This is a genomic window from Prevotella marseillensis, from assembly GCF_900625065.1.
Taxonomy (GTDB): Bacteria; Bacteroidota; Bacteroidia; order Bacteroidales; family Bacteroidaceae; genus Prevotella; species Prevotella rara.
On sequence record NZ_UYXY01000001.1, the window covers coordinates 2071088 to 2087247 of the forward strand.

The 16160-nt window shown below is 50.2% G+C and carries 7 protein-coding genes; 4 read left to right on the plus strand and 3 right to left on the minus strand.

What is annotated here, in order from left to right; all coding sequences use genetic code 11:
* The first annotated feature begins 23 nt into the window (after positions 1 to 23).
* From EJL04_RS08440 to EJL04_RS08450, 3 genes are all read left to right on the plus strand, one after another.
* Entirely contained in the window at positions 24 to 1433 is a 1410-nt protein-coding gene (locus EJL04_RS08440; RefSeq protein WP_125104649.1) for a sialate O-acetylesterase, read from the plus strand.
* Positions 1434 to 2350: 917 nt separating this feature from the next.
* A complete protein-coding gene (locus tag EJL04_RS08445) occupies positions 2351 to 3916 on the plus strand; it encodes an ATP-binding protein (RefSeq protein WP_125104650.1) in 1566 nt (521 codons plus the stop codon).
* A 226-nt stretch (positions 3917 to 4142) separates the two neighbouring features.
* Positions 4143 to 6374 (plus strand): DUF5703 domain-containing protein, encoded by a 2232-nt coding sequence (locus EJL04_RS08450; protein ID WP_241209965.1) that lies wholly within the window; start codon positions 4143 to 4145, stop codon positions 6372 to 6374.
* A gap of 247 nt (positions 6375 to 6621) precedes the next feature.
* On the opposite strand, the gene EJL04_RS08455 is transcribed toward EJL04_RS08450, so the two are convergent.
* Together EJL04_RS08455 and EJL04_RS08460 are read right to left on the minus strand one after the other, a co-directional pair.
* A complete protein-coding gene (locus EJL04_RS08455) occupies positions 6622 to 7794 on the minus strand; it encodes an iron-containing alcohol dehydrogenase (RefSeq protein WP_125104651.1) in 1173 nt (390 codons plus the stop codon).
* 145 nt (positions 7795 to 7939) lie between these two features.
* Positions 7940 to 9172, minus strand: coding sequence for a Cof-type HAD-IIB family hydrolase (locus EJL04_RS08460; protein ID WP_021855011.1), 1233 nt, complete (start codon positions 9170 to 9172; stop codon positions 7940 to 7942).
* 372 nt (positions 9173 to 9544) lie between these two features.
* On the opposite strand from EJL04_RS08460, the gene EJL04_RS08465 reads away from it, so the two are divergent.
* Positions 9545 to 12253 (plus strand): alpha-L-rhamnosidase, encoded by a 2709-nt coding sequence (locus EJL04_RS08465; protein WP_241209966.1) that lies wholly within the window; start codon positions 9545 to 9547, stop codon positions 12251 to 12253.
* A gap of 843 nt (positions 12254 to 13096) precedes the next feature.
* Here the strand turns inward: EJL04_RS08465 and EJL04_RS08475 are convergent.
* Positions 13097 to 15928, minus strand: coding sequence for a putative LPS assembly protein LptD (locus EJL04_RS08475; RefSeq protein ID WP_125104653.1), 2832 nt, complete (start codon positions 15926 to 15928; stop codon positions 13097 to 13099).
* Between the last annotated feature and the right edge of the window lie 232 nt (positions 15929 to 16160).

Below are 16160 nucleotides of genomic sequence, written 5' to 3' on the forward strand. Positions count from 1 at the left end.
TAAAAATTAAACATATATACAACATGAAAAGACTTGCATTAATCCTTGGCGCCGTGTTTGCCGCTACTGGCATCAGCGCAAAGGTTACGCTACCAAAGATGTTCGCAGACGGAATGGTGATGCAGCGCGAGACTAACGCCAACCTGTGGGGAGAGGCAAAGGCATCGGCCACAGTGAAAATCACTACGTCGTGGAACAAGAAAACATATTCAGTGAAGGCCGACAGCAACGGAAAATGGAAGGCATCGGTAAGCACGCCCGAAGCAGGCGGCCCCTACTCTATCACACTGAGCGACGGCGAGAAGACCATTCTAAACAACATTCTTATAGGAGAAGTGTGGATATGCTCGGGACAGAGCAACATGGAGATGCCTATGAAAGGCTTTAAGAATCAGCCTGTTGAAAACGCCGTTGAGGACATACTGCACAGCAGCGACAGCAATCTGCGCCTGTTTACAGTGAAGCGCAACAGCCAATTCAGCGCCGTAGACACCGTAAGCGGTTCATGGAAAGAGGCTTGCCCGGCATCAGTACGTGAGTTCAGCGCAACGGCCTACTACTTCGGCCGCGAACTGCGCCAGGCTCTCAACGTGCCCGTAGGACTTATCGTTGCAGCATGGGGCGGCTCGGCCTGCGAGGCGTGGATGACAGCCGACTGGCTGAAGGCTTTTCCCGATGCCAAGATTCCGACATCGCCTGAAGATATAAAATCAAAGAACCGCACGCCGACAGTGCTCTACAACGGCATGCTTCATCCGCTCATCGGATACACCATGCGCGGAGTGATATGGTATCAGGGCGAAGACAACGTTACGCGTTACCAGACTTATGCCGACATGATGACGGCAATGATTAAAGGCTGGCGCTCACAGTGGGGACTGGGCGACTTCCCGTTCTACTACTGCCAGATTGCTCCTTACGACTATAAGCTGATTAACTATACGATAAACAGCGCCCTGCTGCGCGAACAGCAGGCAAAGGCCGAACTGATGAACACTAACTGCGGCATGGCTGTGCTTATGGACGGCGGACTGGAATACGGCATACATCCGCGCAAGAAGAACCTTGCCGGTATGCGCCTCGCACTGCTCGCACTGAGCAAGACCTACGGTGTTGAGGGTCTGACAGCCGAAAGTGCATACTATAAGGACGTAACGTTCAAGAACGACACAGCCGTAGTTACGTTCAACCGCGCCAACATGTGGATATACGGACGCAACGGACTGAAGAGCGACCTGTTTGAAGTGGCAGGCGAAGATCGCGTGTTCCATCCCGCAAAAGCATGGATAGAGCGCAGCAAGATGTACGTAAAGAGCGACTCGGTGAAGAAGCCTGTTGCCGTAAGATACGCCTTCAAAGACTGGGCCGACGGCGACCTGTTCTGCGACGGCCTGCCCGTAAGCTCGTTCCGCACAGACAACTGGGACGAATAATCCTGCCGTAACAACGTTACAGACATCTTTCATTATAAGCAAAATCGTTACACTTATGACTGCCGGATGTAAGGCAACTCATAAATGTAACGATTTTGCTTTTCTGTCAACCATGTTTTCCGAGTATGATTTTTTCATGCAGACAATATTGATATACCCCGAAATTCCGATATCACATAAGGTAAAAAGTCATGACAAAAATATTTTTCAATCTAGAAAACCAATATTAAATGTATGTTAATGTAACAGCATTACAGAAGGCAAATCATTAACATTTATTTGAATATCAGGCAAAACAAAGGGTCAAAAGCATGGATTTTTTGATACAAAAGCATGGCTAACGAGTGAAAAACAGGCATGTAATGCAGCGTAAAAGGCCTACTTTTGCACCATAAACGGCAGAGTAATATTTTTTAACGGTCTAGGTTTTAAGTCTGAAATCACATAAAAAGCTGTAAGTCAAGAACTTAATAAAAACACGCAATTTTGAGCCTTTTTCGCATAAAATCACACCTATGCGCGGAGCATCGCTATTCTGGAAGCGTCAAACGTATCTCAAATGATAATTTTTTATTACATTATCAAGCCTCATAACATATAAAATTCAACGCCATTTTTCTGCCATCTTAGCCAATTTTTTCATCTTGACGCCTGTCCTTATCGCCATTCTTTCACTAACGCTTATAACTCAGTTCACACACAGCCATTATTTTTTGTTTTTCGCATGCCCTATAATGTCTGTATTCAAACAAAATTGCGTATATTTGCATTAAAATATATAGGATGCGGCTCGGCAATGCTAATACCAGAAACGCATTTTTGTTTTCGCGTTGCTCTCGCCTTTCACTATATTGGCATATCAGACGAGCCACAGGCCGTTCATTCAGAGAACTATCATATAAAGGAGAAACGCAAAGATGAAATACCCAATAGGAATACAAAGCTTCGATCAGATAATTGAAGACGGATACGTTTATGTAGATAAGACGGACATGATTTATGACCTCACGCATGAAGGAAAAATCTACTTTCTGAGCCGTCCGCGCCGCTTCGGAAAGAGCCTGCTTGTGTCTACGCTGAAGAACTACTACCTTGGCCGCAAGGATCTTTTCAAGGGTCTTGCCATTGACGGCATGGAGAAGGAGTGGAACGTTTATCCTGTGTTCCATGTTGACTTCAATGGCTCCGACTTCACGCAGGCCGGTGTTCTGGAGAAACGTATAAACGGTTATGTTTCCGACTGGGAGAAAGAATACGGCGTGGTGTCTGACGGCAACACGCTCGACCTTGGCGGAAGGTTCATAAAGATTCTGGAGGCTGCCCACGCCAAGACAGGCCGCCGCGCGGTGGTATTGATAGACGAGTATGACAAACCGATACTCGACGTGCTCGACATGAGCCGCGAGCTTGAAGACCGCCACCGCAACGTTCTCAAGGCCTTCTACTCCGTGTTCAAGGGAGCCGACGCCCATCTGCAGTTTGTCCTGCTAACGGGCGTAACCAAGTTCTCGCAGGTCAGCGTGTTCAGCGGCTTCAACCAGCCGAAGGACATAAGTATGGACGCGCGCTACGAGACACTGTGTGGCATAACGCAGGATGAGCTTGAGCGTTATTTCGGCAGTCCTATATCCAACCTTGCCGTTGAATACCAATGCACTCCGGATGAGATGCGCCAGCGGCTCAGACGCCAGTATGACGGATATCACTTCAGCAAGCGTATGACGGGCGTCTACAATCCTTTCAGTCTGCTAAACGCTCTTGACAGTCTTAGCGTTGACGACTATTGGTTCCGCTCGGGCACTCCGACATATCTAATCCGCCTGCTTGCACACTTCAACGAGAACATGAACGAGCTTACGGGCAAATATTACGCCATGGAGGAGTTTATCGACTATAAGGCCGACGTGGAACGCCCGCTGCCTATGATATATCAGAGCGGCTACCTCACGATAAAGGACTACAACATGCGCCACAACACATTCCTTCTCGACTTTCCCAACGACGAGGTAAAGAAGGGCTTTCTCACGATGATTGCCTCTTCGTATCTTCAGCCGCGCGAGCGTCTCAACGGATGGATATTCGATGTGATTGACGCCATGGAGGCCGGCGAGGTCGACAGTCTGCGCACGCTGTTCACCTCCTTCCTGTCGAGCATCCCCTACACCATGCGCCGCAAGGACAATGAGGCGGAGCGTGAGCGCTACTTCCAGTACACGTTCTATCTCATCATGCGACTTATCAGCGTCTACACCGTTTACACGGAGAAAGTGCAGAGCCAGGGGCGTGTTGACTGCGTGGTGGAGACTCCGCAGTATGTATATATCTTTGAGTTCAAGCTCGACGGCACGGCAGACGAGGCTCTCAGTCAGATTGAAGACAAGGGCTATGCACGCGAATACGAATCAGACAGCCGCCGTGTGTTCAAGATCGGCGCCAGCTTCTCGTCGGAGACGGGGACTATATCCGACTGGATATGTGTCTGAAACAGAACGTTCAAAATGGCATTTCAACCGCAATAGCCTACCGAAAAAAGATAACAAACGATAAATTCCTACTATTGATAAAAACAATATGAAAAAAACGTACTACAGAACGCTATCGAAAAAACAAGTCAAGAAAAAACATTTTGCCTTAAAAGCAAACCGGCACGGCCGTCTGTTGCACTTCACTTATTATGTGATGTTGGTGCTTGCAGTTGTCTTAACAGCAGTGACAACAAGCATGCCGGCAGCTGCAGCCGGTAAAGCGGCAAGAGGAAAAGACTATGTTCCGGCAGACTATACATGGACGACACAGAGCAAAAATTCATCTGAATCAATGCCATGCGGCGGACACGACGTGGGCATGAACGTATGGGTGGAGAACGGCGACGTAATGATATACGTGGCACGTAGCGGAATGTTCGACGAGAACAATACGCTGCTGAAAGCCGGACGACTGAGACTGCGCCTTACGCCCAACCCGTTTAACGGTGCAGATGCAGGCTTCAGCCAGACTCTGAAGCTTGACGACGGCGCTGTTTACATAAAGGGAAAAGACACGGAAATACGCCTGTGGGCAGATGTGGAGACATCTGCCGTGTTTGCAGAGATAAGTTCAAAGACAAAGACAGACGCCACCCTAAGCTATGAAAGCTGGCGATATAAAGACAGACCTGTTACAAAAGCCGAATGCCAGCAGTGCTCATACAAATGGAATTTGCCAAAGGACTGCACCACATATCAGGATTCGATACGTGCAAAGGGCAACACACTTGTGTTCTGGCACAAGAACCGCGAACAGACTGTGTTCGACTTTACGGTAAACAAAGAAAACCTAGACGGCATTAAAAACAATCTGTACAACCCCATCGGCGGCCTGCGATTCGGCGGTGAACTCGTTGCCACGGGCTTCACTTTCTGCGGCACTACCGACGGCACCTATGCCTCAACAGACTTCCGTGCATGGAACTTTAAGGCTGAAGGCATAAAGAAATCCACGATAACGCTAAACTTGTATGACGGCGACAAAGCCCCGAAAATGCCTACGGCGAAAGAGTCGAAAAGAAGAAGTGCTGCATGGTGGCACGCTTACTGGCAAAGAAGCTATATCATACCGGCCGACAGAAACGACAACACGGACAATCCGACAAGCAAATGGCAAGGCATACTGCGCAACTACGAACTGTTCCGCTATATGCTCGGATGCAACGCTTACGGAGAATGGCCATCTAAATTCAACGGCGGCCTGTTCACCTTCGACCCCGTATACGTAGACCCGAAGACGCCTTTCACACCAGACTACCGCAAATGGGGAGGCGGAACCATGACGGCTCAGAACCAGCGACTGGTTTACTGGCCTATGCTAAAGAGTGGCGATACAGACATGATGGCATCGCAGTTTGACACGTATCTGCGACTGCTGCCCACGGCCGTTGCACGCACAAAACATTATTGGGGACACGGCGGGGCGTCGTTTACCGAACAGATAGAAAACTTCGGACTGCCTAATCCTGCCGAATACGGCAAGCATAAGCCCGGCGACGACTACGGTATGGAGCGCAACGCATGGCTTGAATATCAGTGGGACACATCATTGGAATTCTGCTCAATGATACTACAGGCGCACTTTTACACCGGAATGGACATCACGAAGTATGAACCGCTGATTGTACAATGCCTGCAATTCTTCGACGAACATTATCAGTATCTTGCAAAACAGCGCGGAGTAAAGGCGCTCGACGGTGAAGGAAAGCTTATACTCTACCCTTCATCCGGATGCGAGACATACAAAATGGCATACAACCCGTCGAGCGTGGTGGCAGCATTGCGCACGGTGACAGAGCAGTTTGAAGCATACAAGGCGACAAAAGGCACACAAGACACACTTGCTTATGCCCTCGACTCAACATTCATAAGCCGCATACCCGACATGCCGCTGCGCACCATCGAGGGCGACACATGCATAGCCCCTGCCATTGTATGGGCCAGAATACAGAACGTTGAGACGCCGCAACTGTATCCGGTATTCCCATGGCGAATATACGGCATGGGGCGCCCCGGATTAAATATTGCACGCAACACTTATCTTAAAGACCCGCACGCACTAAAGATGCGCACACACATCGGCTGGAAACAGGACAACATCTGGGCTGCATGCCTCGGCCTTACCGACGATGCGGCACGCCTTAACCTTGAGAAATTTGCCGACGGCCCTTATCGTTTCCCTGCCTTCTGGGACCCTGGCTATGACTGGGCACCCGACTGTAACCGCGGTGGTGCGGCCATGATAGGCTTGCAGGAAATGCTGCTTCAGGAAACACCCGACGGTCAACTGCTGCTCTTCCAGGCATGGCCGCGCGAATGGAACGTGAAATTCAGACTTCATGCGACAGGCGGAAGAATAGTCAATGCGGAGATAAAGGACGGAAAGATAAAGGTTGAGACAGAGAAAACCAAATAAAATACCGCTTGTCTGCCATAAGATAAACAATAAAAGAAGAATGTATAATGATGCGTAAGCTGCGGCAAGACTAACCATGAAGGCCGCAAATATGCCAAAGCACAAGCAACTTTAAAGCAAAAAGAGACGGACAAAACACGTTGACACGCTACGACATCATACATTCAAACTGTATTGAAACAATAAACAAGGCCTTGCGCATCAGTATTGCGCAAGGCCTTGTTTCATATCATATCACCGCATCGGTTTAGCGGTATGCCTTCTCATAAATAGCAAGTATTTCGTCTTCTGTCAGCATGCGCGGGTCAAGCTGGAACAAGCCTCCCATTGTTTCCTTTGCATTCTTAACCATTTCAGGAAGATCCTCTTTCTTAATGCCCCAGTCGCTCAACTTCAAGTCGTCAACCTTGCAGGCCTTCTGCATCTTAACGAGAGCATCGATAAAGTCAGACGGACGCTTACTCGGCTCCATAGTCATGGCCTCTGCCATCTTCATGTAGCGCTTCATGCTGTCATTGCGGAATGTCTCAAAATAAGACTGCGACAGACAAATCAGTCCTGCGCCGTGAGGCAGTTCAGGATAAAGGGCACTCATGGCATGCTCCATTGAATGTTCTGACGTACAGCTTGATGTAGACTCAACCATACCGGCCAGCGTACTTGCCCATGCAACCTTTGTCCTTGCCTTCAAGTTGCGTCCGTCAGCCACTGCCACAGGCAGATACTTGTAGATAAGACGGATAGCCTCGAGAGCATAAAGGTCACTTATCGGAGTGGCACAGTTTGCTATGTAGCCCTCAGCTGCATGGAAGAATGCATCAAAGCCCTGATAAGCCGTAAGTCTTGGCGGGATGCTGAGCATGAGTTCCGGGTCAACAATAGACATTGTCGGGAATGTCAGCTTGCAACCAAAGCCAATCTTTTCGTGAGCTGTCTCATGGGTAATAACAGTCCAAGGGTCAACCTCTGTACCTGTGCCGGCCGTTGTTGGGATGGCAATAATAGGCAGAGCCTTCTCAACGGGCTTGTTCTTGCCTGTACCTCCGGCAATATAGTCCCAGTAATCGCCCTCGTTGCATGCCATTATGGCTATGCTCTTTGCAGAGTCGATAGAGCTTCCGCCGCCAAGACCGATGACGAAGTCGCACTTCTCTTCACGGCACAGCGCAACTGCCTCCATTACATGCTGCTTAATCGGGTTGGGAAGAATCTTATCAAAGACAACGCTCTCAACATTATTCTCCTTAAGATAGCCTACCACTTTATCTAAATAGCCATACTTCTTCATTGAAGTTCCGCCAGAAATAACAATCAACGCTTTTTTACCAGGCAAATTTTCTGTTGCCAGCCTTCTGAGTTCGCCGCATCCGAACAATAATTTTGTAGGAATGTGCAGATTAAATACAAGGTTCTTGTTCATGATCGTATTAATTTAAAGTTTTCAAAAGCAAATATAATAAATCTATTACAAACAAAAGAATAAATATGAATTTAATTTTAAATTAAAACCGACAAGCAGCTTTATGCTTATATAAAAACATTATACTCCTGATTGCAATGTCTGCCTATTTACGCTTCATGACGCTGTTCACTACGCGCACCGACGAAACGAGCTTGCCGGTGGACGTGAACACGTCGACATTCCACACATGAGACGAGCGGCCCTTATGCACAATGGTGCCCACGGCACGCACCGTATCGCCCTCATGGGCCGAAGATATATGGTTGCCGCTTACCTGCATGCCGACAACATACTCGTCGGGATTACATATTATCATAGAGCCAAACCCTGCCACTGTCTCTGCCAACGCAAGCGTGGCTCCGCCATGCAGGATGCCGAACGGCTGACGATTGCGGTGGTCAACGGGCATAGTGGCCTCAACGCGGTCATGAGAGGCATAGGTGTACTGTATGCCGAGGTTGCCCATAAGCGTAGATTTCGACTGGGCATTAAGCTCATCGAGCGGAATCTCGCTCGGACGCACCTCAGCCAAGAACGCCTTCTCAACAGCCACAGCCACGCCGTCTTCATTGTTAGACAGTGTGATATAGTCGGCACAACGCTTCACAGATCCGGGCGCATTGCCCATGGCAATTCCGAGACTTGCCAGCTGCAACATGGTAACATCTGCCACGCCGTCGCCGAAGACTACGATATCGTCAGTCTTTATGCCCTCCATCTCCATTACGGCAGCCAGCGTGTTGGCCTTGTTGACGCGGCAGCCTACCACCTCAAGGAAGAACGGCTCTGAGCGGAACACGTCGAGCACACCGTCGAGACGGCGCTTCCAGTGGTTCTCCAGTCCTACGAGAGCCTCCTCGTCGTCGCTGACAAGCATGCACTTGCACGGAATGAAGTCGATGGCTATGGAGAAATGCTCCTCATAGACAATCTTCATGCCGTTGAGCTCGGCTTCGGCCTTGATGTGCGGATTGTCAGGCATGTTCGTAACAATACAGTCCTCATTATAAGTAAGGATGCCAAATCCGTTTTTGTCGGCCTTCTTCTCAAGATAAGGTATCAGTTCGGGATTAATGCGGCGCTCAAATATCACTTCGCCGTCAGCAGCCCTTATAACCTGTCCGCCGTTATACGCCATCACATATCCGTTGTAGGTGTCAAGCTCGAGCATCTTGGCAAGTCCGAGCAGCCCGTATGTCGGACGCCCTGACGCCAGCATTATTCGCACGCCCATCTGCTGAACCTTGCGCAGCGTTGCCAGCGTGCGCTTGCTTACCTCCTTGTTGTCGTTCAACAACGTTCCGTCAACGTCCAAAACAAGCATCTTATATTTCATAGCTCAATGTTTTAAGGGTTATGTCAAAACAAGACAAAGCTCATATCCTGCCGCCGTATGCTGCTTCAGCCGGCAGGCGGCACGGCCTTTATCTTTCTTACAAAAATACGTAAAAACATTTTCATATTCTCACTTATCAGGCTATTTTTGTAACGGCGTTTCAGTTTTTTAAGGAATGCCGCGCCTTTGCCTCCACCTTTATAAATATATCTAAAAAAGGGTTGCCAAAGGTGCAGATGGCAAATTTACGTTCAAAAGTCGACAAAGCTGCTGCAAAAGAAGTTACAACCGACAACTGAAGGCGTCATCATATAAATAAGACAAATTCAACGCAGCCCTGCCGCAAAGGCAAGGGCACAAACACTGAAAGAGATGAGAAATTTTCTGTTATCTATCCTTCTGCTCGTATCGTGCAGCATGAGCGCGAAGCTCACCGTTACAAAACTTACGTGCAACTATCAGGACGGACTGGCCGTAACAGCCGGCGACATACGCGTGGGCTGGCAGATGAAGGCCGACACCAACGGCGACAGGCAGACAGCCTACCGCATAAGGATTTTTGAGAACATAACCGGCAAAAGTGTCTACGACTCGGGCAAGACGGCGTCGGCCGAAAGCCAGCTGATATCGCTGCCGCCGCTGAAGGGCAACCGCCACGGCTACTACTGGCAGGTGTGCGTGTGGGACGCCGCCGGCAAGAAGTCGGCATGGAGCCAGAAGCAATATGTGAGAGTGGTGCCCGAAGAGCTCGGGGCTAAATGGATTGGAGCCATGACCAAAGCGGACGCAAAGCTGCCCGAAGGACGATGGGCAAACTCAGTGTTCAAGAAAGACAGCTTCAAGGCAAAATGGCAAGACACCGACACACTGTCGGCTAAAAGCATAATACTGAGAAAAGAGTTCTGCACCGGCAAAAGGAAGATTACAGATGCCGTGGTGTACATAAGCGGACTGGGACACTACGAGATGAAGATAAACGGACGTAAGGTCGGCGACAGCGAGTTTGCACCTCTTTGGAGCGAATACAGCAAGACCGTCTACTACAACACCTACGACGTGACACAGCTGCTCGCAGAGGGGCGCAACGCCATAAGCGTGCTGCTGGGCAACGGATTCTTCAACGTGCAGCGCATGGGCCGCTACAGCAAGCTGCAGACCAGCTTCGGCCCGCCGCAGATGATTATACGCATGGAGATAAACTTCAGCGACGGCAGCCGCCAGGTGATAAAGAGCGGCGAAGACTGGAAGTACACGCTGAGCCCGATAACGTTCAACAGCATATACGGAGGCGAATCTTACGACGCAAGGCTCTGCCAGCAAGGCTGCGACATGCCCGGATTTGACGACAGCAAATGGCATGACGCCGTGCAGGTGGAGGGACCAGCGGGCACGCTGACGCCGCAGACAGCACAGCCCGTGAAGATAATGGAGCGCTACGGCGTGAAGTCATGGATGAAGATACATACAGATTCGCTGGCAGCAGCGTCAAAGGCCACAAAACGAGAAATAGACCCGTCTGTGATTGTTGCCGACATGGGACAGAATCTTGCAGGATTTCCCGAAATAACAATAGAAGGCAAGCGCGGACAAAAGGTTACAATGCTCGTGGCCGAGAAGCTCACTCAGCAGGGAGCCTGCGACCAGAGGCAGACCGGACGCCAGCATTATTACGAATATACCCTGGGCAGCGACGGCACGGAGACATGGCATCCGCGCTTTTCCTACTACGGCTTCCGCTACATACAGGTGGAGGGGGCGGTGCGCGAGGGAGAGCCAAACCCGCAGGGGCTGCCCGTACTGAAGAAACTCAGCAGCTGCTTCGTTTACAACTCTGCCAGAGAGGTGTCGTCGTTTGAATGTTCGAACGAGCTGTTCACCAAGACTCACCGCCTCATAGAAAGGGCTGAGCGCAGCAACATGCAGGCCGTGCTGACCGACTGCCCTCACCGCGAAAAGCTGGGATGGCTAGAGCAAGACCATCTGTGCGGCCCCAGCCTTCTCTACAACTACGACATGACGCGCTTTGCGCCAAAGGTGATACGCGACATAACCGACACACAGAAATCAGACGGCATGGTGCCCACCACGGCGCCACAGTATGTGTCGTTCGGCAATCTGTTTGACGACTCGCCCGAATGGGGCAGCACGCTCATCATCATGCCGTTCATGTATTATGAGCAGTATGGCGACAGCACGCTCATCACCGCCAACTACGGAGCCATGAGCCGATATGTCGACTATCTGACGTCGCGCGCCGACAGCGGCATTGTGAGCCACGGACTTGGCGACTGGTACGACTACGGTCCATGGCGTGCAGGCTTCTCAAAGAACACTCCCGTACCACTTGTGGCAACGGCCCACTACATCTTCGACCTACAACTGATGACGCGCGCCGCACGCATGACGGGCAACACGGCCGACGCAGACAAATACTCCAAGCTGCTGGCATACGCCACGGATGCCTTCAACAGCCGTTTCTTCAAAGCCGACTCATGCACCTACGGCACGGGCAGCCAGACATCCAACGCCCTGCCGCTGTATCTCGGACTTACGGGCAACAACAAGCAGGGCGTGCTCAACAGTCTCGTGGCCGACATCAAGGCGCACGGCACACGCCTGACAACGGGCGACGTGGGCAACCGCTACCTGTTTCAGACGCTTGCGCAGAACGGACTCAACGACCTGCTCTACTCCATGCTGAACCATTATGAGACGCCGGGCTATGGCTTCCAGCTGCGCCACGGCGCCACAACGCTGACCGAGCAGTGGGACCCCAACCAAGGCTCGTCGCTCAACCACTTCATGATGGGACAGATAGACGAATGGCTCTTCAAGACTCTCGCAGGCATACAAAACCGCCCCGGCACCTACGGACTGCGCCACTTGCTGATAAAGCCAACGCTCGTGGGCGACCTCAAATATGTCAATGCAAGCACAGAGTCGCTCTACGGCATAATCAGCGTCAGCTGCACACGCAGTTCGCTCATCGTTGAAATACCCGTAGGCTCAGACGCCACCATAGTGCTGCCCGACGGCACCGAAAAGCAGGTTGGATCGGGCAAACACACATTCAACTTCTGAAGACATATCCATACAGACAGCCCTGACGGCAACAACACCTGACGGGCATCTGAAGCCTATATGGCCAATAAGAAAATCTGAAACATAATAAAACCGGGCAAAACATTATCCACAACATGTTTTGCCCGGTTTGTTATTTTACATGTGCAAGATTATTACGGCTTATCCTAACAGCCCTCTCATCCCCACACCCTGCCCCACATTTCCGGCAAAATGAGGCGACACAGGCGCAAGAATAAATAATAAGTTTCAGTCATGCCCGCCTTAACTGACCAAAGGACACCGGTCTTGCCACAAAAAGCCATTCATTTACGACAAAAAAAGCGGCCACTTTTGCATCAAAAACGGCCCACTTACGACCCGTAAACGATAGGTTAATGATTTGAAACCTAATCACGCCATTTTGCTTACAATCCGTATAATGTAAACTGCCGTTCAGATCATCCATTAACAACGAAGACATATTTTACTTTCAGTTTTTTGCCCTAAAAAATTCTGCTGCAATTTTCGGCCTGTAGACATGGCACGGATCTGACAGAACAAAGGCAAATCATTGGCCTGCCCATGCTCAGCCAACATCTGTATCAAACGATGCTGGCAGGTATGAAATAAAGCATCATATTTTGGACCAAATGACAGATAGAGACTAAAGCCGACAACGGCATTACAGCTGTCTGATATATAGCCGGCAGCTATACAGAAAATAAAGAATAAAAAAGCCAACTCGCTACATCCATCATCAGGAAATACTGACTATTAAATAAGGATGTAACGAGCTGGCTTGTTATTATAATACTGTTATGTTCAGCTCAATGTTAAAGTTTAACGCGGTTGCGCCTCACATCAATACCACTGCACGGCGTTGCTGTAGCCGCTGCGCTTGTCGTATTTAAGTGCATCGGTAAGAGTGGCGGCATTACATCTGAACGAGAAGTTGTAAGATGTGTATGGAGCCAGCACCACAGAGCAGCTCATGTTGAAGCAGTGGAGGTCGCGGCTCAGCGATGCAGTGGTCATAGACAGGTCATGGTTCTCAAAGTCGTAACCGGAAGAGAAGCTGATGTTCCATCCGTCGCTGATGCGTATGTTTCCGCTGAAGTTCAGGGTCTGCGTAAATGCGTAAGGATAGCGCATGGTCTTGGTGTTGAACTTTCCGCTTGTGTTCTCACGCATCGTTATTCCGTAGCCGAATGTGAGCGACCATGGCATTGAGAATTTCATGTATCCGTCTGCGTCGGTCTCGGCCTTGCCTGCATTCTTCTTTCTTGCACCGTTCTGTCCGTTCACCATGTCGTCGTCAACGTTCGACTCTATTCCGGTGTCGTCGTCCTCCGTGTTGTTGTCATCCTCCGTGGCGTCTTCTTCGTCATCTCCTCCGCCGAACCATTTCTTCAGCTTTTCGGGATTAAGGGTGAACGATATGTTCTGCGACAGACCCTGGAAGCGGCCAAAGCGGCCCTTGCTGTACTCGGTATGGTTGCTGACGTATGGTCTTCCGTTATCGTCAAGCTCGTAAGCATAGGTGGCAAACACGGCATTGAGGTTGAATGTATAGTTCTTCCACCATTTCAGCCTAAGCCTTACGGTAAGGTCGCTCCATGGTTTCTCCTTTGCGGCCATATTGTAGCCCATGTTGAATCCGAGTTCGTCTATAATGCTGAGTTTCTTGTATCCGGTAGAGTCTTTGTCCGACTTCACCTTCATCTCAATGTTGTTCGACAGGTCGAAGGTTACGCTTCCCGTCTTTCCCCTCGACGGCACATTGAACAAGCCGTTCTCAAAGGGTGAATATTCAACGAGGCTTACATTGCCGTCGGCATCGGTCTTCTGGTAGGTTTCATAGTATCTCGAGCCGCAGTCGGGCGCATAGCTGAACGTAACCTGAGGCGTCAGCACGTGGCGTATGGCCTGTATCTTGTCGCCGAAAATCTTCTTCGACGGAACCCAGAAACCGTACATCTTGGTTGAGGCGCCGATGCTCATACTCCAGTTGTATACGTTGTAGAATCCGTATGTTGTGTCGGCGCGCTCTGTCTGTGCCTGCTCATCCCACGACTTCATCACCTTGTTGGAGTACATGCGGTCGGTGAAGTTGAACGAGGGGTTGATGTTGATATAGTTGAACAGCGTAAAGTTGGCGTTGATAGGAATATTGTGCTGGAAAGCGTTGCGCCAGTCTTTTATGAGGTTCGATTTGAAGAGCTTGTCTTCCTTCGTGTCGATAGAGTTGCTGAACTGTCCGGTATAGCTCATAGAGATCTTTTCATACCAGCGCTCTTTGCCGGCCATGTGCTTGCGCTTGAACGGATAAAAGCGGCTCACAGAAATGTTGAGGTCAGGCAGCGTGAGGCTCACGGTAGAGTCTATCATGTTCTGGCTGAGGTTGGCCGATCCGCTGATGGTCATACCAAGGCTCGAGAACGATGTGCTCCAGTTGACGCTTGATGTTCGCAGACTCTGCGTGTAGCTCTGCGGATTATACATACTGTTGAGGTTGTTGCGCTCATAGCTCGTAGATGCGAAGTTGACGCTTGCCGAGAGGCTGCTGAATGGGTTTGACTTAGTATCCTGACGATGACTCCACTGCAGCTTGAAGCTGGTCTGTTCGGTATAGTCGGGCATACCCTTGTCGCCGTTCTTGGTGTTCTGGTAGCTGAAGAAGAAGCTTCCGTTATAGCGGTAGCGCTTGCGGTAGTTGCTTGCCACCGACAATCCCCACGATCCCTTTGTGTAAATTTCGCCAAGCAGCTTGAGGTCCCACTTGTCGCTCATCGCAAAATAATATCCTCCGTCACGCAGATAGAAGCCGCGCGAACTCTCGTCTCCGTAGCTCGGCATGATGAATCCGCTTGAATAGCTCTTGGTGAACGGAAAGAATCCGTAAGGAATGGCCAGCGGCAGCGGCACATCTGCCACTACGAGATAGGCCGGACCGAACACGACATCCTTGCCGGGACGCACCTTTGCACGCGACAGGGCTATGTAGAAGTCAGGGTGAGGCTGGTCGCACGTGGTGTAGCGTCCATGCTCAAGATAGAGCACTCCGCTCGAGTCGCGCTTTGAGTGCTGGCTCGACAGGTAGCCGTCTTCCTGTTCAGTATATACATTATATATAAAGCCTTTCTTGGTCTTGAAGTTGAAGGCCATGGTGTCGCTCTCATATTTGTCCTGTCCCATGGTGAACACAGGAGTGCCGGATATGGCTCCGGTTGAGTCGGCAGTACCCGTTGCGCGCACCAGACTGCTGTCGAGGCTCATCTGTATGCGGTCGCTGCTGAGGTCCATGTTCTGATACTTCACGTTTGAGTTGCCGTATAGCCTCGCCACCTTGCTCTTTGCATCATAGACCATAGAGTCTTCAGACGAGAAGGTAACGGGGGCGTCTAACGCTCCCGACTTCTTACGGTTTATGCTGTCGAGCCTGATCGAGTCGTCCACCTGTTTGTTATGGTGATATATGGCGAGTTGAAGCGAGTCCATGTTGGTGGTGTCGGGCTCGCCTGACTTATCTGTCGAATCTGCCGGAACGGAGTCAGACGACACCGTGTCGCCCACACTCAGAGAGTCGTTCTGCGCGCGCCCGTTGTCATTTTCCTTGAACAAAGGCAAGGAGGTGTCTGCCATCACAAATATGAAGGCAAACAGCAATACAAATATTACGGTTTTAGTTCTCATATAATGCAGGGTGCAAATTTACAGAAATTAAACCTAATAGCACACCAAAATCGCCTTTTTATTTAATATTTAACGTTTTACGTGTACCCGTATGCCTATTGCACCGGCATTTATACAAGTATGAAAACATCATTGGCACATATATCTGTGCCTTAGACGGTTATGCATTTTTGCATCTAAGAAGCCATTGGCCCGCCCTGCCAGCCCAATAGCTGTTTGCGCCATGACCAGG